Origin of the sequence: Spirosoma oryzicola (genome assembly GCF_021233055.1) — a bacterium.
Lineage (GTDB): Bacteria > Bacteroidota > Bacteroidia > Cytophagales > Spirosomataceae > Spirosoma > Spirosoma oryzicola.
The window spans coordinates 448821-470098 of record NZ_CP089538.1 but is presented as its reverse complement, the minus strand read 5'-3'; the positions used below and the strand labels follow the sequence as shown (position 1 = coordinate 470098).

Here is a 21278-nt window from a genome sequence, read left to right as displayed (position 1 = left end):
GACCGACAGCAATGTAGATTTGAAACCTATTTATTTAATTTGTTTACTTCTTTCTTCTATGCTAGCTAAAACCTTCGGCGCGGCTGTGTATGGCGTCAATGCCAGTTTGATTACGATCGAAGTGGTCGTTGCGCAGGGTTTGCATTTTCATCTCGTCGGTTTGCCCGATAGTGCCGTTAAGGAAAGTGAACACCGGGTGGAAGCATCTCTGAAATTTTTCGGTTACCGAATGCCCCGGCAGAAAGTCGTGGTTAACTTGGCCCCCGCCGATATCCGCAAGGAAGGTTCCGCGTACGATCTGCCGATTGCGCTTTGTATCCTCCAGGCATCCGAACAGATTACGACTAAACGCAATCTGGAAGACTACGTGATTATGGGCGAACTGGCGCTTGACGGAAAACTCAGGCCCATCAAAGGCGTATTGCCCATTGCGATTGAAGCCCGAAAACAGGGTTACAAAGGATTTATTCTTCCCGTCGAAAACGCCCAGGAAGCGGCTATCGTCAACAATCTGGACGTTATTGGTGTGACAACCATACAGGAAGCGGTTGATTACTTCGAAGGTAAGAAAGAGATCGAGCCGTTGGTCAGCGACACGCGCGATTTGTTTATGAGTCAGATCAACGCGTATGAAGTTGATTTCTCACACGTACAGGGCCAGGAAAACATTAAACGGGCATTGGAGATTGCTGCGGCCGGTGGGCACAACGCCATCATGATTGGTCCGCCGGGTGCGGGTAAAACGATGCTGGCAAAGCGCTTGCCTACCATCCTACCCCCACTTACGTTGCAGGAAGCGCTCGAAACAACCAAAATTCACTCCGTAGCGGGTAAGCTCGGCAGCCGCGCCACGCTCATTGCGACCCGCCCCTACCGCGCCCCACACCACTCGATTTCCGACGCGGCTCTGGTTGGTGGTGGTAGTTTTCCGCAGCCGGGTGAAATCTCGCTGGCCCACAACGGCGTTTTGTTTCTGGATGAGTTGCCAGAGTTCAAACGCTCGGCGCTGGAAGTCATGCGGCAGCCGCTGGAAGATCGAAAAGTAAGCATCTCACGGGCCAAGTGGGCGGTAGAGTTTCCGGCTAGTTTCATGCTTATTGCCAGTATGAACCCCTGCCCTTGCGGCTACTACAATCACCCTGACAAAGAATGTGTATGCGGACCGGGTGTGGTGCAGAAATACCTGGCTAAAATCAGTGGCCCTCTCCTCGACCGGATCGATTTGCACGTTGAAGTAACACCCGTTTCGTTCGATCAAATGACGGCGAACCGTCCTGCTGAATCCAGTGAAGTGATTCGGGAGCGGGTAATCAAAGCCCGCGATATACAAACGGAGCGGTTCAATGATCAGCCGGGCATTTATTCCAATGCCATGATGCCTTCGCAAATGGTGAAGGAAATCTGCGTCATCAGCGATGCTGGGCGGGCTTTGCTTCGAACGGCGATGGAACGGCTCGGCTTGTCGGCCCGCGCGTATGACCGCATTCTGAAAGTGTCGCGCACAATTGCCGACCTGGCCGCCAGCGAAGAAATCCGCATCGAGCACCTCGCCGAAGCGATTCAGTACCGGAGCCTGGACCGGGAGAGTTGGGCGGGATAAAACAACAGTGGTGTCGGTTTTGAGAAACCGACACCACCGCAGAAGGACATCAGATTACAGCAAATCCAACATTTCGGACAATACTATTTTGAGAAATCGACACCACACGAGTAATACCATACAGAATAATTATTGATTATTCTGCTCGTTGAACTGAATGCTGTTCAACTGAATAATGTCGTTGTTCGGCTTATCTCGCTTGACCACAACAATGTAAACATCGTGCTTACCGGTCACGGGCTTATCAAAAGTACCCGTTACTTCGCTGTTCTTTTTCCAGTCGCCGGTTGCTTTGTAGGCTGTTCGGCTGACGACGGGCGCAGCGTAAGAATCGAGCCGTACTTCGATTTCGCCATCTTTGCTGACTGATGAGTAATCGTACGTGAGCGACTTGATATTCGTCAGATCGATGTCTTTCATCAAAATATACGCTTTGTGACTTCCGGCACCCAGCCGACTGCCCCAGCGCGGAAACCCAACGTAAGCATCAGCGTTGAGCGTTTTTACTTTCGCATTGCGCAACGTGACGATGTCGGTACCCGTAAGCGGTCCAACCACTTTCCCGCCGTTGTCGGTGTACGAAGCTACCAACGTGTATTGCCCTCGCGCTTCCTCCGGCTTATGCTCATTCAACGCCAGCGTTCCTTGCAGCGGAACCGTTTTCTGTTTGCGCTCGTCGGTCAGCGAGAAGATGTATTTCACCATTTCCTGAGCATCCTGCACCGGAATCTGCGGGTGAGCACTCATCAGATGGTCTTTGCTCCAGTTACCGCCCCCCCCTTCGATAATCTTCTTTGCCAGTCGCTCGACCGATCCGGTCTGCCCTTTGTAACGGGTAGCAACCGCCAGGAAGGTTGGACCCACCGATGGCTTATCGATGGTATGACACGCTTTACAATCGCTATTGGCAACCAGCGTTTTACCCAGTGACCCATTACCGATAGCGGCTAAGTCCTGATGGCCCTGCTGAGGACCCGCCGTTGGGGCTCCCCCCGGTTGTGCGCTGTAGGCGTAGACTACTTTTATCTTTTTGGGATCAATCTTTTTGTCCTCCTTATCCGTCACTTTTACGGCGTATGCAAACGGCTTATTTTCCCAGTAGAAAGATTTGTTGCCGGGTGTTGTAATAGCCACTTCAGGGCTAGCATTGCCGACTTTGACAACAATGGTGTCCATGCCAACCTGTCCGGTCTGGTCACTTACTTTGAAAATAGCCTTATAAACACCGGGTTGACTGTAGGTATACGTCGCGTTGGGTTGCGTTGCACCAACCGTTTTTCCGTCAAAGAGCCATTGATACGTCAGTTGGTCTTCATCGTCCAGATCGGTACCGCGACCGCTGAATTTTACCCGCAACGGAGCCTGACCGATGGCCTCCCGGATGGCGGGGGCGTTGCGTCCGTCAGACGTCAGGTACGAACGGGCATTCCGCTGCGCTACGGCTACCGAGTCAACAACACCTGCTTTGGCAATGGGTGGCCGGTTGCCCGTGTTGTATTCGATTTTCACCAAACGCGCATCGTCGTTGTCAGCGCCATAAACGGAACCATATTCCAGCATGTACATAATTCCATCTTTACCGAACGCGAGGTCGATAGGTCGCCGGAAGTCGCCACCAGCGGCCATGAACGGCTCGTTGCGCACGTAGTTTTCGTCTTTATCAAACCGCGCGGCTACAACCCAGTTGCGCATCCAGTCGAAGATAAACAAGGCTCCGTCGTAGTATTCCGGGAATTTCGTTTTCGACGACGAGTTCTTGTCGTAGGTATAAAACTCGCCCGCCATGGCACTGCGTCCGCCCAAGCCTAGTTCGGGAAACTCTTTTGAAGCGGCATACGGATACCAGATCATGGCCGAATTGGTCGGCGGCAGATTTTTCATGCCCGTATTGTTCGGGGAACTGTTAACCGGTGCCTTCGGATCAAATTTCGGACCGGCCTCGTTGGTCGCAAAATTCAGATCGGGATAGGGCTGGCTGTTACCGATGAACAGGGGCCAGCCGTAGTTACCGGGCTTTTTCGCCTGGTTGAATTCGTCATAACCCCGTGGTCCGATGGTACTGTCTTTTCCGGCATCAGGACCGATTTCGCCCCAGTACAGGACCGACGTTTTCGGGTTGACGGCAATGCGGTACGGATTCCGTAGCCCCATCGTGTAGATCTCAGGCAGCGTTTGAGCAGTACCTTTCGGAAATAGGTTACCGTCAGGAATCGTGTAGGTACCATCGGCCTGAGGATGAATACGAAGGACTTTACCGCGTAAATCGTTGGTGTTGGCGGCTGACCGCTGGGCATCGAGTGTTAGATGATCGGGACGTTCATCGATGGGCGCGTAGCCGTTCGATGGAAACGGGTTGGTGTTATCGCCCGTTGAAAGAAACAGGTTTCCGTCTTTATCCCAGGCCAGCGAGCCGCCGTGGTGGGCACTAGCTTCAAACTCACCGGGCACTTTCAGGATTACTTTCTCCGAAGCCAGATCAAGCGTATTGTTGGCATTGACCACGAAGCGCGACAGATGATAGGTCGGATCTTTGTCGGTATCGGGCGAATAATACACGTACAGGTAATGGTTCGTTGCAAAATTTGGATCAACCGTAACGCCCTGTACACCGAAGCCCTGCTTGGTCGTTACCGCAAACTTGTGCATGATTTTATGCTCGTTGGTGCGGCTGTTGTAAACCGACAGGTTACCGCTGCGTTCGGTAAAGAAAACACGACCGTCGTTGGCCACGGCTAACTCCATCGGCTCGTTGAGGTCATTAACCAGGACCGTTTTTACGAATCGGTTTTCTTCGGGCATTACCACTGCATACGATTTGCTGTAGTTCAGGGCCTTGCCGTCGCCCATGGCCCATTTCAGACCACCGAGTACGTGCTGCACAAACAACGGTTCGCTAAAGCTGGCATCTTCGTGGCCACCGCCCGTGTAAAAAGCGCGTCCACCGTCAAACTCATGATACCAGGCAATCGGGTGATTGCTACCGTTTGTTCCTCCGTCGTAGGTGTTCTCGTCCAGATTAGCCAGTACGGTCAGATCGGTGTAGAACGAGCGGTAGTTGTACCACTCATCCGTGCGTTCCCAATGGTCGGGCAGGTGCGCCGTTGACGGATGGTTTTTGTCGGTCACGTCAACCGTCGCTTTCCGAACGTTTGAATTACTCGGATGGCTCGCGAAATACCCACCCACCAGTTTGTTGTACCACGGCCAATCGTATTCGGTATCGGCAGCGGCATGAATACCCATGTAGCCACCCCCGGCCTGAATGTACCGCTCAAAAGCCGCTTGTTGGATTTGATTTAATATGTTGCCCGTAGTACTCAGAAAGACAACGGCCTGATACTTTTTCAGGCTATCGTCGTTGAAGTAATTCGCGTTTTTGGTCGTATCGACCAGAAAGTTGTTTTCCCGACCCAGCTTCTGAATAGCCGCAATGCCAAACGGAATGGACGTGTGTTTCCAGCCTTTTGTTTTAGAAAAAACCAACACCCGGCCAGGTGTGGCCCGGCCTAACGTGGCCCGGCCCGGTTCAGGAACGGCAGACGTAGGTGTTACCGAAGCGTCGGTGGCCGAAACCGAGTTGGCTCCCGTTTGATTGGTAACTTTTTGCGTACTCAGGCACGCGTACAAACTTATGGAAACCCCGGCCGCTCCGAGCAGATGAAGCCAGTGTTTACCAGATGTCGATAAAAAAGACATAACGATTACAGTTAAGCAGCGCTTAGGAAATAGATTGACTACTAGGTTATAGCCATAAGACCGAAACCGGCCTAAACTACCTAACCAAATAGGTAGCATAGCACAGCTTATGGAATAAATTGCCTGCGTAGACTACCGTAAAATAATAGGGGCTCTTCTAAAGCTACCGTTTGCTATAAAAAACAACGATATCCTTTCAAGCTCTTTTATTTTGGCCCCGTAATCATACTGATTGCTAGTCATCTATCTACGTTTCAATTCCTCATTACTCGTTCATGAAAACTAAACTGCTTAGCGTTTTTTCTCTGTGCGCTCTTCTGGCAGCAACCAGTTGTCAGGATCACCGGGAGCCACCTGCTTCGGGTCAGTTACCAACTCCTACCACGTTGGCTAGTGGCCTGGGCGCGCCCATCGGTCTGGCGCGTGACGCTAAAGGACAGATCTGGGTTACCGAAGCCGGAGCGGGTCGCGTATCGGTCATCACACCGGACGGCAATAAGTACCCGGTCATCACCGGTTTTTCGGTGACCGTTAGCCCCGAAAACACGCCCGACGGTCTTAACCATCTGGCTTATAAAGACGGTATGCTGTACATTCTGCACGGCGTCGATGACAAGTTGTACAAAGCCGATGTTTCTAATTTTAAGCCGGGCGATCCGGCTATGACGGTTAGCCAACTCAGCAGCGAGCCAATAGGTCAGTTTGTCTTGAATTATAAGTTTAAGGAAGATACCGACGATTCAAACCTGTATAACCTTACGTTCGCGCCCAACGGCGATTTGTACATCACTGACGCAGCAGCCAACGCCATCATTCGGCGGACCCCCAATGGAGCGTTGAGTGTGTTCACAGAACTGGCAAACATTGACAATCCAACCACGGTGGGCCCGCCTAAAATCAACGTTGTACCAACCAGCATTACGTTTGATGGCGATAAGTTTCTGGTAACTACGTTGATTGGTTTTCCTTTCCCTGTGGGCAAGGCTCGAATCTATAAAATCAGTCAGGACGGTAGCGTGGATACGTTCCAGGAAGGCTATACGACAATGGTAGATTTACTGCTAGCACCTGACAAGCGCATTATCACGCTTAGTGTTGGAGAGTTCGGTCCGCAAGGTTTCGCCCAAAATTCAGGAAACATAAAGCAAACCGTCAATGGACAAACGACAACATTACTAACGGGTCTTAATTACCCAACATCGATCATTGCAGGTACTGCCGCTAACACCTACTACGTCAGCAGCCTGATTGACGGTACGGTTAAGAAAATAACGTACTAATCGACCAATTAGCCGACTAACGTGAAGAGGGCCGTATACGATTATACGGCCCTCTTCACGTTAGTACTGTGTCAAACGCGTTCAGCAATTATTTCCGGGTAGAGAACGTATACTCGGTTGTCGTTTTGTACGTCTGGCCGGGTCGTAGTTCGGTTGTCGGGAAAGAAGGCTGGTTAGGCGAGTCAGGGTAATGTTGCGTTTCAAGGCACAGCGCATCCCGCTTTTTGTAGGAAACTCCACCGTGACCCGGCGCTTTGCTGACCAACATATTGCTCGTGTAAAACTGAACGGCGGGTTCAGTGGTACGCACTTCCATCACTCGTCCGCTGGTTGGTTCATAGACCGTAGCAACTCGCTTCGACGCCGTTTCAGGACCGTTGATCAGCCAGCAATGGTCATAGCCCGATCCGTATTTGATCTGCTCGTCGTTCGCATCGTTGATCCGTGCACCGATCGGCGTTGGCTTCGTAAAATCGAAAACCGTACCCGCAACAGGCTTTAGTTCGCCCGTCGGAATCAAGGTCTTGTCAACGGGTAGAAACCGATCGGCATTGAGCGTCACCACGTGGTCGAGAACGTCGCGCTTGACTCCGCCGGTCAGATTGAAATACGTGTGATTGGTCAGGTTCACCACGGTTGGTTTATCGGTCGTAGCCTGGTAGTCGATCCGCAACGTATTGTCGTTGGTGAGCGTGTAGGTAACGGCAACCGCCAGATTGCCCGGATAACCTTCTTCGCCATCTTTTGCAGTATACGCCAACTTCAGGGCGGGCTCTTTGCCATCGACCGGCGTAGCAGTCCAGAGTACCTTGTCGAAACCGACTTTACCACCGTGCAGATGGTTACCCATGTTGTTCGTTACGAGCGAATACGTTTTTCCATCGAGTGTAAACTGACCTTTCGCAATTCGATTTCCGTAGCGCCCCACCAAAGCACCGAAAAAGGGGTTGCTTTGTACATAGGGGTCCAGTGAATCGTAACCCAGTGTAACTTCTTCGAATTTGCCATTTTTATCCGGTGTTACCAGCGACACCAGAATACCACCGTAGTTGGTTATCTTGGCGGTCATACCGGCTGCGTTGCGAAGCGTGTATAAATCAGCCGTTTGCCCACTGGGTAACTGACCAAACACTGACTTTTCAATTCCGGCTTTTTGATTCTGGTCAATTGATTCTGGGGAAGAAGATGTCATGGCTAAGCAGCCCATCAGCAGGGCAACAGCTGTAAATTGAAAGACTATTTTCATGGGAAAAGGCAAGGTGATGATAAGATGCGGAGTTCGATCCCGCTCCCCGCTACGTAAAAGCGAATACGCATCAGAAAATAATGTAGCTGATCGATAATCAGATTGATCGCGGTTTCAGTTTACAATTTTCTTTTGGAGCTACATGTCAGCACCCTTGCCCGTAGTAGGCATTCTTGCCGTGCTTGCGTTCGTAATGCTTGAGCCGAAGCGTGTCTTTGATGCGTGGCGTATCGGGGTTGATCACCAGTGTCATGTACGCCATACGGGCCACTTCTTCCAGCACGGCAGCATTGTACACTGATTTTTCGGCCGTTTTCCCCCAAGTGAACGGACCGTGATTTTGCAGCAACACCATTTCGACTTCCTTGTGCGACAGCCCCTTTTCCCGGAATACGTCGAAAATCTGGTTCCCCGTTTCGTGTTCGTAGTCGCCCTGAATCATCTCGTCGGTTAGTACCGGGGCGCAGGGGATATCCTGATGCGTGTGGTCGGCGTGGGTCGTGCCGAAGATGGGAATGTCCATACCCGCCTGCGCCCAGGCCACCGCGTAGGTACTGTGGGTGTGCGTGATTCCGCCAATGTCGTCCCAGGTTTTGTACAGCAGCGCGTGCGTTTTCGTATCGGACGAGGGGCGCATGGTTCCGGCGACAATCTTCGCGTCGTAATCGCAGATAACGATGTCTTCGGGTTTGAGCAGCGCGTACGGTACCCCGCTGGGCTTGATCGCAAATACCGCTTTGTCGCGATCGACAGCACTGACGTTACCGAACGTAAACAGCACCAGTCCCAGCTCCGGAAGCTGCATATTAGCCTCGTAGCATTCGTCTTGAAGATTTTTGTACATGATTCAATGCGTGATTGTATGAATGCGTGCCGCAAAAGAGGTTGAATAAGCGAATAATTGCTGGCGCAAAACCAAACACTCGCTCATTCATTCAACCTCCGTTGCGGCACGCATTCATTAATTCTACATTTCTAACACCACCACCGACACCGGGGGCAGGGTTACGGTTAGTTCATCACCAGTGAGTTTGGCACCGGAGAAAGACGCCGGTTTCACTTTATTCGGCTGAGCGAAGGTGTTGTAGTCCTGCACTTTAGCCGATGTCAGAATACGACCCGACACGCTTTTCGCGTTAATGCCTTTCAGATTTACCGTGAAGGTCTGGGGCTTACCCGCGTCGATGTTGACCAGCGAAATGTGCGTTTTTCCGGCTTTGTCGCGCGAGGCAGAAACCGACACGGCAGGCATTTTGTACTCACCCACTTTGTAGTCGTCAGCTTTCACGTCGACCGGTAGCATGGTTGCGTCCTGGTGAACGTTGTACATTTCCAGCACGTGGTAGGTTGGCGTCAGCAGCATCTTTGGACCGTCGGTCAGGATAACCGCCTGTAGTACGTTGATCGCCTGCGCCAGGTTAGCCATCCGAACCCGTTCAGCATGCTTGTGGAAAATATTGAGCGTAGCTCCCGCCAGTACTGCGTCGCGCATGGTGTTCTGCTGGAAAAGGAACCCCGGATTCGTACCCGGCTCAACGTTGTACCACGCACCCCACTCGTCGACGACCAGCGCAACCTTTTTCTTCGGGTCGTACTTGTCCATGATCTCCGAGTGCTTCTGCACGAACTCATCCATTTTCAGGGCTTCGTTCATGGTGTGGGCGTAGTCGGTTTCGGTGAACTCCGTGGCCGAACCTTTCGCATTTTCACCCCAGCCAAACACCGAGTAATGGTGCATCGCCACACCTTCGAGCATGTTGCCGGGAATGTTTTTCATCAACGTTTCGGTCCAGTTGTAATCATCCGAACTGGCTCCGGATGCAATGCGGAAGATCTTTTCCTTACCGACCTGCCCGTTCATAAAGGTGCTGTACTGGCGGTAGATGTTGGCGTAATAGTCCGGTTTCATGTTTCCTCCACAACCCCACGCTTCGTTGCCAACACCCCAGTATTTGACGTTCCAGGGGGTCGCCCGCCCATTCTGCTGCCGCAGGGCCGACATAGGGCTATTGCTCGGGAAGTTGACGTACTGCACCCATTCGCTGAGGTCCTGCACGGTGCCACTGCCGACGTTACCTGCCAGATACGGCTCGGTGCCCAGCAGTTCGCACATGTTTAGAAAGTCGTGCGTACCAAAGCTGTTATCTTCTGTAACGCCCCCCCACCAGGTGTTCACGATCTTCGGGCGTTTGGCTTTCGGACCAATGCCGTCTTTCCAGTGATACGTATCTGCAAAGCAGCCGCCCGGCCACCGCAGATTCGGAATTTTCATCTTCTTCAACGCGTCGACCACGTCGAGCCGCACCCCGTTTTTGTTCGGGATGGTCTTGTTGTTGTCGCCGACGTAAAAACCGCCGTAGATGCAGCGGCCCAGGTGTTCGGCAAAATGGCCGTAGATATGCCGGTTGATGGTATGCTTGCCTTCATCCCCATTGATCGTCACTTTGTTCTGTGCTAAGCCAACAAGACTCAGCGACGCCAACGCCAGTGTAAGAAATGGTTTTTTCATAAAAATCAGGGTTGTCCTCTGCTCCTTCGTTTCCGTAAAAGCGTGAGCAGAGGACAGGAAAGGGTTATCGATAAGACGCTTCGTTCCAGCGTAATTCGTTCTTTAGCTGCCGTAGGGTTGTGTCCTTGTCAATGACAACTAGTTCGACACCAAAGATTTCGGCAAAATCCTCGATATGTTCGGTCGTCAGGTTTTGGCTGTAGACCGTGTGGTGCGCCCCTCCCGCTAATATCCAGGCCGCACAGCCGGTTTGCATGTCGGGCATGGGTTTCCACAAGGCGCGGGCTACCGGCAATTTGGGCAACGCTTCGGTTACGGCAACCGCTTCGACTTCGTTGACCAGCAAACGGAACCGATTGCCCATGTCGATCAGCGATACGTTGATTGCGGGACCCGCCGGAGCGTTGAACACCAGCCGCACCGGATCGGCTTTGCCGCCAATACCCAACGGATGAATTTCGCAGGACGGTTTACCGTCGGCAATGGACGGGCAGATTTCAAGCATGTGGGAGCCCAGTACCAACGGATTTACCGGATCGAAATGGTAGGTGTAATCTTCCATAAACGAGTTACCGCCCGGTAGACCAGCCGCCATCACTTTTAGCGTACGCACCATCGCCGAGGTTTTCCAGTCGCCCTCGCCCCCGAAACCGTAGCCGTCAGCCATCAGCCGCTGCGACGCGATACCAGGTAGCTGCGCCATACCGTGCAAATCCTCGAACGTATCGGTGTAGGCGCTAAAGTTTCCGTCTTTCAGGAAAGCCCGCAAGCCTAATTCGATCTTAGCCGCATCGCGCAACGAACTGTATTGCGCACCGCCTTTCAGCAGCGAATCCATCAGCGTGTAGCTATCGGCATACTCTTCCACCAGCCGATCTATGTCCCCGTCCGTTACCTGATTGATCACCGCGACCAGATCCCCGATTCCGTAGGTATTAACCGACATCCCGAAGGTCATTTCGGCCGCTACTTTATCGCCTTCTGTCACGGCTACCTGACGCATGTTATCCCCAAAACGGGCTACCTTCATGGTCTTTAACTCGTAAGCGGCTACGGCCACCCGTGTCCAGGCACCGATCTTCTGTACAACGCTCTCATCCTGCCAGAAACCAACGATTACCTTCCGGTTCAGGCGCATCCGCGATACCATGAACCCAAACTCGCGGTCGCCGTGCGCCGACTGGTTGAGGTTCATAAAATCCATGTCGATGTCGCCCCAGGGAATATCCCGGTTGAACTGGGTATGCAGGTGAAGCAATGGTTTTTTAAGCACCGTCAGTCCGCGAATCCACATTTTAGCGGGCGAAAACGTGTGCATCCAGGTTATGATCCCTACACAATTGGGTGCGACATTGGCCTCCTGACAGATCGCGTAAATTTCGTCCGGTGTTTTAACGACTGGCTTGAAAACGACCCGTACCGGAACAGCCGAAGCTTCATCTAAAAACTTGGCAATAATTTGGGAATGAGCATCTACTTGTCGAAGCGTTTCTTCACCGTACAAGTGTTGACTTCCGGTGACGAACCAGACTTCATAGTGATTCAGATTGAGCATACTGCGCGATTGATTGGGAACTGCTTACTGGTTTATTTTCGACAAAAGCGCCTAGTTGAAGGTACTTCTGGTATAAAGTTTCGTAGGTCGCTACCTGTTCTGGACGGGGCTGGTACTCGGCATCGAAGCCTGAACCCATTGCTTGCTGAGCGGCTTCCATCGTCGGATGAATACCAGCGGCTACAGCGGCACACATGGCGGCTCCCAGCGCACAGGCCTGATCGGAACTAGCCACCTGAATGGGTTTATTAAGCACATCGGCTAGGGTTTGCATGACAAAGGGTGATTTTTTGGCCACCCCCCCAATTGCAATTACCTTGCTGATCGGAACGCCTTCCTGTAGGAAACGATCGACAATGCTGCGAGAACCGAAGGCCGTCGCTTCGACCAGTGCTTTGAAGATCTTAGGTGCATCCGTTCCAAGGTTCAGGCCAGTAATGGCCGCTTTCAGCGTATGATTGGCATCGGGCGTCCGGCGTCCGTTGATCCAGTCCAGCGCAATCAGATCGTTCGCCGTAACGGGCAACTGCTCGGCCTGTGCCGAAAGATGTGGGATGAGCTGACTGCTCATGGTATCAGCGGCTTCGTCGCCCAGCAGTTCGCGCACCGGGCCGGTAATCAGCCGGGCAAACCACGCGTACACGTCGCCAAAAGCCGATTGACCCGCTTCCAGACCGAGCATTCCCGGCGCAACCGACCCATCGACCTGACCGCAGATGCCGCGAATAAGCCGATGACCGATTTCTTCATTGGGAGCCATCAGAATATCGCAGGTTGACGTACCAATGATCCGAACAAAAGCGTAAGGTTCAATCTCCGCACCGATAGCGCCCATATGCGCATCGAAAGCACCAACCCCAGTAACAACGTCGGTAGAGAGCCCTAATTTTTGAGCCCATTCAGCCGACAGGTTTCCCATAGACTGGTCGGATGTGTAGGTATCGTGGTAAAGCCGGTCGCGCTGTCCGGCCAGCAAAGGATCGAGCTGGGTAAGAAACTCTTCGGAAGGTAGTCCATCAAACTCACTGTGCCAAAGCGCTTTGTGACCAGCCGCACAACGCGACCGACGAAGCGTGAGTGGATTCGTATTGCCGGTCAGCACTGCCGAAATCCAGTCGCAATGCTCGACCCACGAAAACGCGTGCTGACGAACCGCTTCGTCCACCCGGATCGTTCGCAGCATTTTTGCCCAGAACCACTCCGACGAGTAGATACCCCCGACGTATTTCGTGTAGTCAATATCCCAGTGGTGAGCGAGGTTGTTGATTTCTTCCGCTTCGGCATTGGCGGTATGGTCTTTCCAGAGAATAAACATCCCGTTTGGGTTCTCGGCAAAATCGGGCCGAAGCGCTAGCGGCAACCCTGTTTCATCCACCGGTCCGGGTGTCGAACCTGTCGTATCAATCGAGATACCGACTACGTGCTGTCGTACGTCATCGGATGCGTTAGCCAGTGCGCCCCGGATACTTGCTTCCAGCCCTTCCAGATAATCGAGCGGATGCTGGCGAAACTGCGAAGTAGCGGGATTGCAGTAAAGTCCTTTTTTCCACCGGACATAGTTATGGACATGCGTTCCAACGGCCTGACCGGTCTGCGTATCGACGATCAGCGCCCTGACCGAGTCGGTGCCAAAATCAACCCCGATAACGTAGGAATTGCTCATAATGGTGATTTGTTACCGCGTCCCGATTTGGGCGCCGGATCATTAAGTAAGGGTTTCATTCAGAAGCGATTTCCGAATAGTGTTTATCTGACACAATACTACAAACTTGTTGTGTTGTATCAATAAAGAATAGAAATTATTTTTTACTCACCAGCTATCGAAACATAGTATATTATTCCGGAAGAATGAGTCGGTTTTATGATAAAGTCAGTTCGGGGAAGAAGCTAACGTAATCGGTCAGATACCGCTGGTATTTTTCACTATTCAACCGGTAGAGCTGGCCTTTTTTGGTAGCCGAGTTGGTATCCTTTTCACCCGTACTCTCCAACAAACCCGTCGACATGATTTTCCGACTAAAATTGCGACGGTCGAGTTGGGTTTTGTAGATCGCTTCGTAGAGTTTTTGAAGCTGTGGAATCGTGAATTTTTCCGGTAACAGCTCAAAGCCAATAGCGTGCAAAGCGGCTTTGTAGCGTAACCGTTGCAGTGCCTGTTCAACCATGGCATCGTGGTCGAAGATCAGTTCCGGTTTATTCGTCAGGCTAATCCAATAGGCGTTATGCGCTTTAATGGCATTAACATCCTGCTGTTCGATATTGACCAGCGCGTAGTAGATTACCGAGATCGTTCGTTCTACGGGATCTCGGTTTACGGCACCGAAGGTCTGCAACTGCTCCAGATAATTGTTGGTCAATCCGGTGAGTTCGTACAGAATGCGCTGAGAAGCGGCTTCCAGGTCCTCGGTCTCATTCAGAAATCCGCCCATGAGCGACCACTTACCCTTCTCCGGTTCAAAATTTCGTTTGATCAACAGAAGCTTGATCTCTTCGCCATCGAAGCCGAAGATAATGCAGTCCAGTGCTACCAAAATCCGGTTTGGATGCGTATAATGAATCATGAGCGTTTATCGTACTGAGACGTAATCGGGGGTTCAAGCCATAAGTATAGAAAAAGATATGCTGATCCACTAAAAAGTGCGTAAACAATGTAAGAATACCTTCTTTGGAGGCCAAATACGGCCTTAACGCGAAATAATATTGTCCTTGAATGCGATTCTGGGCGCTGGCTGCATTTTCTTTGCTCCTGATTACCGTACAGTGAAGCGTTATGCGCTGTACCCGGCATTTTTTGCGTCTTATCGTTACTTTTCGTTTACATGAATCGCCGTCATTTTATCCAACAGTCCAGCTTAGTCAGTGCCGGATTACTCGTCAATCAGCCTGCCGTCTGGGCAACCTCAGCGCCCGATTTTCCCGTTGTTCGAACGGCTACCGGTCAGCGGAATTTCAAGAGTGCTGCCGTTGACCAAACAATTGAGCGGATGCACAAAACCATCCGTGATCCTGAACTAGCCTGGCTGTTCGAAAACTGCTTTCCCAACACGCTCGATACTACGGTTCAGTTCAGTAGCCGCGACGGCAAGCCCGATACGTTTGTGATTACCGGTGATATTGACGCTATGTGGTTGCGCGACAGTACGGCGCAGGTCTGGCCTTATTTACCGCTCATCAAGCAGGATAAGCCTTTACAGCAACTCATTGAGGGGGTTATTCGCCGACAGGCCGAGTGCATTCGTCGCGATCCGTATGCCAATGCTTTCTACGCCGATGCGACCAAAGAAGGCGAATGGAAAAAAGACGTTACGGCCATGAAACCCGGCCTCCATGAGCGCAAATGGGAACTGGATTCGCTTTGTTACCCGATCCGGCTGGCTCATCAGTACTGGAAATTGACGGGCGATACGAGTCCCTTCGATGCCAACTGGCTACAAGCTATGAAGCTGGCCTTGCAAACTTGCCGGGAGCAACAGCGCAAAACAAACCGGGGACCTTATCGATTTAGTCGCACGACGTCCTGGTCAACGGATACGGTTCCGGGCGATGGTTATGGCAATGCATCCCGCCCAATTGGTTTGATCCACAGCATTTTCCGCCCATCGGATGACGCGACGGTTTTCCCGTTCTACGTGCCATCAAACTGGTTTGCGGTGGTTTCCTTCCGGCAATTGGCGACTATGATCGACCAGATGCACAAAAACGAAGCTGCGTTTGCCAGCGATTGTCGGGCGCTGTCCAACGAAATCGAAGGCGCGCTGAAACAGCATGCTATTTACAATCACCCGAAATACGGCAAAATCTACGCGCTGGAAGTGGACGGCTACGGCAACTACCTGCTTCAGGACGATGCCAACGTACCGAACCTGCTGGGCTTACCGTACCTGGGTGCATTTCCTGCCAGCGATCCGATTTACAAAAACACCCGCCGTTTTGTGCTCAGCGCCGACAATCCGTATTTCTTCAAAGGTAAAGCCGCCGAAGGGATCGGTAGCCCGCATACGCTGGTACAAAACATCTGGCCAATGAGTCTGATCATGCGCGGGCTAACATCTACCGACGATGCAGAAATACTGGCGCAGCTTCGTCAGCTCAAGCAAAACCACGCGGGCACAGGTTTCATGCACGAATCGTTCAATCAGGACGACCCGACTAAATTTACCCGGAAGTGGTTTGCCTGGGCCAACACGCTCTTCGGTGAGTTTGTGTTAAAAGTAGCAGCCGAACGGCCTCATCTGTTGAGCAAGCCGCTGTAATCACGCTATCGCAGACCGCTCATAGCCATACAATGCATTAAAATACGACCACTGCCCTACTGCTCTTAGTCGGTTCAATAGGGCAGTGGTTCATCATGTACTGCCCGTTTAAATCCCGGTTTGAATTTGGCTTGCGTGATACGTGGCTCTCTACGTATTTTTATAGCCCGTAACGTAACTTAATTCTTATGATCCGCTTTTTGAACGCTTGTCTGTTTGTATTAGCTATCTGTTGTCCTGTTTTCGCCCAACAGGCGTATGATCTGGAAGCGGGCAAACCCGCCCAATTCAACGGGATCGACTATGGGTTTGAGATCAAGAATGAACGCCACATAAAAATCAGTGGCGAACCGTTCATGCGGTATGAGCTGACGGTCTACGTCACCAACAAAAGCAACTGCACGAAACTGTTTCTTCCCCGCCAGACCGTTTTCGGTCAGGAAAACTTCAACGAACTAGCCGCCTTCGACTGCCTGAACGCGAACGGAAAGCGCCTGACGGCGAAGGGCAGCAAGATTCTGGCTAAACCCTTTACTGTTCCTTATCAGCAAAAAGTTAAAAACGCGGAAGGCAAAGAAGTAACGACCACAACCAACATCCAGGCGGGGTACATTCTGCACAATGGCGAGTCGGTAACCAACATGTTTGTCGCGATAGTACCCGATGGGGAGCGTCCGGTGGTGAAAGTGCGTATTCGGGAGATTACTGAGCTATAGGCTTTTTTCAGGCTAACGAAATCTGCGCCTTCTCAGCCTGACCGATAACGTATTGCCGCGCTTCGTCGTACTCGTCGGCTGTTCGCAGGTGTTCAAGCAGCAACGGCACTTCCTGCGGCAATGCAGTCACGTTGCGCAGGTACGTTACGTAATCCATTTCTCCCCGACCGGGCATGGTTTCCATAAAATGACCGTCTTTTCCATAAACATCTTTCGCGTGTGACGAGACAATCCAGCGGCCCAGAATCCGGAACGTCTCGTTGATCAGGGCCGTGTTGGTATAATAGCGCGTGGGACTGTTGATGATATTGGCAATATCGATGTGCGCTCCGAACGCTGGCCGGTCGATTGCCTTGATGAATTTGAGGTAGGATTCGGGTCCATCGGGTAAGCTCCAGCCCATCATTTCGAGCGCGAATTTGGCCCGTTTAGGCTTTACGGCATCAATCACCTTTCGACAATTTTCAACCGTCGCGTCAAAATATTCTTTCGTCAGGTTACGGGCGTCGGGTCCGTCCCAATGCTTAGGATTGTACGAACCAGCAATATTTACGCAGGTCAGCGCACCAACCGCTTCGGCCAACGCCAGCCGCTCAGTTACGTACGTCAGATTCTTCCGACGTTTTTCGGCATCCTGATCCAGCATATTTACCCAGGCACCAACCTCCGCAATAAGAACATTCTGCTCGGTAAATGCTTTTTGAATCGCCTTGATTTTGTCCGAGTCTTTCAACTCGACCGGGGGAACATAGGCCGAACTGTACCGTAACCGCCGATGCTCACGAGCCAGAATTTCAGGATCATCACTTTTGAGAAAAATGGGGCCACCCAGCCGCAGCGCTTTTTGTGCCTTGTTGAACGCAGGAATTGACGCGGTGAGCAGGCTACCGGATATAACAGCCGATGACCGCAAAAAAGAACGACGTGAAACGGGAAGCATTGGAGATCCTATAGAAAGTTAGGCGAAACAGGACTAAAAGCGTTCTTGGACGGTTACCCTACTCCATGCCTAGCGTTAACCTTGTTGAAACCTGCTTCATCTATAACGCAATCGGATTCAAAGAATACGGTATGGCGAATGCCTAGCGGTGGTGTCGGCGGGGATGCTCGCGCGGTTCTAAAAACAGTATTGTCCGGAATGTTGGATTTGTCCCAATCTGATACCCTTCTATGGTGGTGTCGGTTTTTCAAAACCGACACTTCGCGTCAGCAATTTGTGTCGGTTTTGAAAAACCGACACCACCGCAAAAGAACACGCATTAACGCCAGGAAATAGGGGTATTTTTTTCAATGTTTACGCTTTAGTTAGCATACTCGAAACGAATCTTTCCTATGCAATCCAACAGACGCACATTCATAAAAAGCCTGTCGGCGGCTTCGGCGCTCATAGCCACGCAAGGGCTGGCGAAACCGTTTGGCGTGGCTCCTGCCTACATCAAGAATCTTAAGAAAATCAGCCCGAACGACAAGATTCGCTTTGCCACCATCGGCATGGGAATTCAGGGCAATTTTGATACCCGCGCGGCCCTGCGTAGTCCTGACGTAGAACTGGTAGCCGTAGCTGATCTCTACGACGGTCGGCTGGAGCACGCGAAAACGGCCTACGGGAAAGACAAGGAGCTGTTCACAACCCGCGACTACCGCGAAATTCTGACCCGGCCCGATATTGACGCCGTTCTGGTTGTTACGCCCGATCACTGGCACGATCACATCACCATCGCAGCGCTCAAAGCAGGTAAAAATGTTTACTGCGAAAAACCGATGGTACAGCACCTCAGCGAAGGCAAAGCAGTGATTGATGCTTGGAAGAAATCAGGCAAAACCATGCAGGTAGGCAGTCAGCGCATCAGCAGCGCGGCCTTTCAGGAAGCGAAACGACTCGTCGAAGCGGGTGAAATCGGACAGATCAATTATATCGAGTCGAACAACGACCGGTTCAACGCTATGGGGGCCTGGCAGTATTCCATTCCACCCGATGCGTCTACACAAACCCTCGACTGGGACCGCTTCCTGGGCGACGCGCCGAAGAAAGCGTTTGATCCAAAACGCTTTTTCCGCTGGCGGAACTACCGGGACTATGGCACCGGTGTTGCGGGTGACTTGTTTGTCCACCTCATCACCGGCGTTCACTTCGTTACGAATACCCTCGGCCCAACACGGATCTTCTCATCGGGAAATTTAGCGTATTGGAAAGATGGCCGTGATGTACCGGATGTGATGTCGTGCATTATGGATTACCCGAAAACCGATCAGCATGAAGCGTTTCAGATGGTTTTGCGCGTAAACTTTGCCAACGCCGGTAAGATCAACGACGTAACCCGGATTATCGGTAACGAAGGCCAGATTGAGTTTTCGGAAAACAACCTTATCATGAGCAAGAAGAAACTACCGACGGCTCCCGGCTACGGCGGTTACGATAGCTTCTTTACGTTTACCGAACCCGTGCAGCAGGAGTTTGTCAAGCAGTACGATGCCCAGTACCCGCCCGAAACCCGAAAGGCAGAACCCGTGAAAGAAGTACGATTCGAAGCCCCGAAAGACGACGACCCGCACGCTAAACACTTCGCTAACTTTTTCGAGAATGTAAGGCAGGGAAGTCAGGGAACGGTTGAAGATCCCGTGTTTGGTTTCCGGGCAGCCGCGCCGGTACTGGCCTGCAACGAAAGCTATTTCGAACAGAAAGTGATTCATTGGGACCCTGTCACGATGACCCAGAAAAATCCAACGACGACCAAAGCAACGCCAAAAAAGCCAATTGCCTCCTCTAAATCGTCGGGCAAACGATCCTAAGCTACTCGACGTGAACAAGTCGTCCCGACAGAATCTGTTTTGCCAGATCTGTCGGGACGACTTGTTTTTGATTGAGCCCGGCACGGAGCAGTTCGATAAATACTTTCCCGTCTGGAAGCCAGTTCTGGCTTTTGCGAGTTGTACGGTTAGAAGTAATACGTTTATGCAACTTACCATCTCGCCTGAAAATCCACTTGAATGGCTGGCCCTTCGCGCTAACCTTGCCCCTATTCCGCTCCTCCACGTTCAGATCATGCCCGTTTTGGCAAAGGCAGTACTCGAAGCCGCCGACAAAGGTGTCTTTGAAGCCGTCAAAGAAGGCCGCAAAACGCTGGACGAACTTACGACGACATTACATCTGAACCGGAAGGCACTGGGCGAGTTGATGGGTCTGCTGACGGCAATGGGTTACTTTACCTATAAAAATAACCAGTTTTCGCTGACCCGAATGGCCCGACGGTTTACGCTCAAAGATGACCCGTTCTCGGTTTACGGCATGATGATCTTCAACAACCGCGTCGTCTGGGATTGGATGAATCAGTTGGGCAACTACCTGCAAACGGGTGAAGGCATCCAATACCACGACTCGCTGTCAACCGAGCAGTGGCAGTATTACCAGGAGGCAATGGTCGCAGCGTCAAGCACCGAAGCGCGGGAGTTTGGCCGACGGGCACCCGTTCCGAAAGGAGCCACTTCGATGCTTGATATTGGTGGTTCGCACGGTCAGCATTCGGCAGCCCTTTGCCGCAAGCTTCCGGCCTTAACGTCTACCATTCTGGATTTGCCACCAGCCATTGAGCAGGCGGCTCCGCTGCTTGCCCGGCAAGGCATGGGCAATCGGATAACGTACCGACCGGGTAACGCGCTTACCAACGATTTCGGCGAAAGTGCGTTTGACATTGTGCTTCTGTCAAGTCTGGCGCATCATTTTACTCCTGAACAAAATCAACTCGTCACGGACAAAGTGGCGCGTGCGCTACGGCCCGGCGGGGTATTTATCGTTAATGAATTTATCCGTCCCGAGCTGGGAGCCAAACCGGACTTGATCGGCAGCAGTACCGATTTATTCTACGGCCTGAGCAGCACAGCGGGAAATTACTCCGTCACCGAAATTCAGCAGTGGCAGCAAACCGCCGGTTTGAAAGCGCACAAAGTTATCTCGTACCGCACCATGCCCGGTCGGGTGATGGTAGCCGCCAAAAAGTAAGTTGGCCGGTAGTCCGGTTCGTTCCGTACCTTTGCCGCATAGATTTGATTCAATCCCATGAAATACAAAAAGCACGTTTTTATTTGTGCCAATCAGAAGGCCGCCCCAAAAAAGTCCTGCGGTGAAGCCCACGGTAACGAACTCGTTGATGCGTTTAAAGCGGCTCTGGCCCAACGTGGTTTATTGAAAGAAATGCGCGCGCAGCGGACTGGCTGTCTCGACGCCTGCGCCTTTGGTCCAGCCCTGGTTGTCTATCCGGAAGGTACGTATTACGGCAACGTTCAACTGTCCGACGTTGAAGAAATCGTAGAGAGCGATCTGATAAATAACCAGCCCGTCGAGCGGCTTAAGTTAAATTACTAGCTTCTCGTCCTCCTGCTTTCCGTCCGATAACTTACTTGTTAAACAAGCCATTATCGCTGGAAA

Annotated in this window: 15 protein-coding genes; 7 read left to right on the top strand and 8 right to left on the bottom strand. The window is 51.9% G+C overall.

Translation table 11 applies throughout. The features are described from left to right. Positions 1 to 58 precede the first annotated feature (58 nt). Positions 59 to 1600 carry a YifB family Mg chelatase-like AAA ATPase gene (locus tag LQ777_RS01925; RefSeq protein WP_232560830.1) on the top strand — a complete coding sequence of 514 codons (1542 nt, stop codon included), beginning with the start codon at positions 59 to 61 and terminating at the stop codon, positions 1598 to 1600. Positions 1601 to 1729: 129 nt separating this feature from the next. Here LQ777_RS01925 and LQ777_RS01920 read toward each other — a convergent pair whose 3' ends face one another. Next, the gene (locus tag LQ777_RS01920; protein ID WP_232560829.1) at positions 1730 to 5296 is read right to left on the bottom strand and encodes a ThuA domain-containing protein; all 3567 of its coding nucleotides are present in this window, start codon (positions 5294 to 5296) and stop codon (positions 1730 to 1732) included. 275 nt (positions 5297 to 5571) lie between these two features. On the opposite strand from LQ777_RS01920, the gene LQ777_RS01915 reads away from it, so the two are divergent. After that, positions 5572 to 6576: a ScyD/ScyE family protein gene (locus LQ777_RS01915; RefSeq protein ID WP_232560828.1), complete on the top strand. Its 1005-nt coding sequence runs from the start codon at positions 5572 to 5574 to the stop codon at positions 6574 to 6576. Positions 6577 to 6664: 88 nt separating this feature from the next. Here the strand turns inward: LQ777_RS01915 and LQ777_RS01910 are convergent, their stop codons facing one another. The 6 genes from LQ777_RS01910 to LQ777_RS01885 form a co-directional block, all read right to left on the bottom strand. Next, positions 6665 to 7822, bottom strand: a complete 1158-nt coding sequence (locus LQ777_RS01910) for an aldose epimerase family protein (RefSeq protein ID WP_232560827.1) — start codon at positions 7820 to 7822, stop codon at positions 6665 to 6667. A 145-nt stretch (positions 7823 to 7967) separates the two neighbouring features. Next, a complete protein-coding gene (locus LQ777_RS01905) occupies positions 7968 to 8666 on the bottom strand; it encodes an L-ribulose-5-phosphate 4-epimerase (protein ID WP_232560826.1) in 699 nt (232 codons plus the stop codon). 123 nt (positions 8667 to 8789) lie between these two features. Continuing rightward, the gene (locus LQ777_RS01900) at positions 8790 to 10331 is read right to left on the bottom strand and encodes an alpha-N-arabinofuranosidase (protein ID WP_232560825.1); all 1542 of its coding nucleotides are present in this window, start codon (positions 10329 to 10331) and stop codon (positions 8790 to 8792) included. A 64-nt stretch (positions 10332 to 10395) separates the two neighbouring features. After that, on the bottom strand, positions 10396 to 11886 hold the full coding sequence (gene araA / locus LQ777_RS01895) for an L-arabinose isomerase (protein ID WP_232560824.1): 1491 nt from the start codon (positions 11884 to 11886) through the stop codon (positions 10396 to 10398). Then, positions 11864 to 13549 (bottom strand): ribulokinase, encoded by a 1686-nt coding sequence (locus tag LQ777_RS01890; RefSeq protein WP_232560823.1) that lies wholly within the window; start codon positions 13547 to 13549, stop codon positions 11864 to 11866. Before LQ777_RS01890 ends, araA begins: the two co-directional genes overlap by 23 nt. 196 nt (positions 13550 to 13745) lie before the next feature. Continuing rightward, positions 13746 to 14447, bottom strand: coding sequence for an NUDIX hydrolase (locus LQ777_RS01885; RefSeq protein WP_232560822.1), 702 nt, complete (start codon positions 14445 to 14447; stop codon positions 13746 to 13748). Between the two features lie 258 nt (positions 14448 to 14705). On the opposite strand from LQ777_RS01885, the gene LQ777_RS01880 reads away from it, so the two are divergent. Both LQ777_RS01880 and LQ777_RS01875 read left to right on the top strand, forming a co-directional pair. Continuing rightward, positions 14706 to 16139: a glycoside hydrolase family 125 protein gene (locus LQ777_RS01880; RefSeq protein ID WP_232560821.1), complete on the top strand. Its 1434-nt coding sequence runs from the start codon at positions 14706 to 14708 to the stop codon at positions 16137 to 16139. Between the two features lie 188 nt (positions 16140 to 16327). After that, positions 16328 to 16855 carry an ABC transporter permease gene (locus LQ777_RS01875; protein ID WP_232560820.1) on the top strand — a complete coding sequence of 176 codons (528 nt, stop codon included), beginning with the start codon at positions 16328 to 16330 and terminating at the stop codon, positions 16853 to 16855. Between the two features lie 7 nt (positions 16856 to 16862). Here LQ777_RS01875 and LQ777_RS01870 read toward each other — a convergent pair whose 3' ends face one another. Continuing rightward, complete coding sequence (locus tag LQ777_RS01870; protein ID WP_232560819.1) at positions 16863 to 17795, bottom strand: sugar phosphate isomerase/epimerase family protein; 933 nt, start codon at positions 17793 to 17795, stop codon at positions 16863 to 16865. A 392-nt stretch (positions 17796 to 18187) separates the two neighbouring features. Here LQ777_RS01870 and LQ777_RS01865 point away from each other — a divergent pair, with 392 nt between their 5' ends. From LQ777_RS01865 to LQ777_RS01855, 3 genes are read left to right on the top strand one after another with little or no spacing between them, the layout of a single operon-like run. Continuing rightward, a complete protein-coding gene (locus LQ777_RS01865) occupies positions 18188 to 19645 on the top strand; it encodes a Gfo/Idh/MocA family protein (RefSeq protein ID WP_232560818.1) in 1458 nt (485 codons plus the stop codon). Beyond that, positions 19611 to 20852 carry a class I SAM-dependent methyltransferase gene (locus tag LQ777_RS01860; protein WP_232560817.1) on the top strand — a complete coding sequence of 414 codons (1242 nt, stop codon included), beginning with the start codon at positions 19611 to 19613 and terminating at the stop codon, positions 20850 to 20852. The genes LQ777_RS01865 and LQ777_RS01860 overlap by 35 nt, the downstream gene beginning before the upstream one ends. Before the next feature lie 57 nt (positions 20853 to 20909). Then, complete coding sequence (locus LQ777_RS01855) at positions 20910 to 21215, top strand: (2Fe-2S) ferredoxin domain-containing protein (protein ID WP_232560816.1); 306 nt, start codon at positions 20910 to 20912, stop codon at positions 21213 to 21215. Positions 21216 to 21278: the final 63 nt, after the last annotated feature.

Bases quoted from the DNA above. Each gene is read 5' to 3' on its own strand.
- LQ777_RS01925 (WP_232560830.1), top strand. From the start codon at position 59: ATGCTAGCTAAAACCTTCGGCGCGGCTGTGTATGGCGTCAATGCCAGT.
- LQ777_RS01920 (WP_232560829.1), bottom strand. From the start codon at position 5,296: ATGTCTTTTTTATCGACATCTGGTAAACACTGGCTTCATCTGCTCGGA.
- LQ777_RS01915 (WP_232560828.1), top strand. From the start codon at position 5,572: ATGAAAACTAAACTGCTTAGCGTTTTTTCTCTGTGCGCTCTTCTGGCA.
- LQ777_RS01910 (WP_232560827.1), bottom strand. From the start codon at position 7,822: ATGAAAATAGTCTTTCAATTTACAGCTGTTGCCCTGCTGATGGGCTGC.
- LQ777_RS01905 (WP_232560826.1), bottom strand. From the start codon at position 8,666: ATGTACAAAAATCTTCAAGACGAATGCTACGAGGCTAATATGCAGCTT.
- LQ777_RS01900 (WP_232560825.1), bottom strand. From the start codon at position 10,331: ATGAAAAAACCATTTCTTACACTGGCGTTGGCGTCGCTGAGTCTTGTT.
- araA (WP_232560824.1), bottom strand. From the start codon at position 11,886: ATGCTCAATCTGAATCACTATGAAGTCTGGTTCGTCACCGGAAGTCAA.
- LQ777_RS01890 (WP_232560823.1), bottom strand. From the start codon at position 13,549: ATGAGCAATTCCTACGTTATCGGGGTTGATTTTGGCACCGACTCGGTC.
- LQ777_RS01885 (WP_232560822.1), bottom strand. From the start codon at position 14,447: ATGATTCATTATACGCATCCAAACCGGATTTTGGTAGCACTGGACTGC.
- LQ777_RS01880 (WP_232560821.1), top strand. From the start codon at position 14,706: ATGAATCGCCGTCATTTTATCCAACAGTCCAGCTTAGTCAGTGCCGGA.
- LQ777_RS01875 (WP_232560820.1), top strand. From the start codon at position 16,328: ATGATCCGCTTTTTGAACGCTTGTCTGTTTGTATTAGCTATCTGTTGT.
- LQ777_RS01870 (WP_232560819.1), bottom strand. From the start codon at position 17,795: ATGCTTCCCGTTTCACGTCGTTCTTTTTTGCGGTCATCGGCTGTTATA.
- LQ777_RS01865 (WP_232560818.1), top strand. From the start codon at position 18,188: ATGCAATCCAACAGACGCACATTCATAAAAAGCCTGTCGGCGGCTTCG.
- LQ777_RS01855 (WP_232560816.1), top strand. From the start codon at position 20,910: ATGAAATACAAAAAGCACGTTTTTATTTGTGCCAATCAGAAGGCCGCC.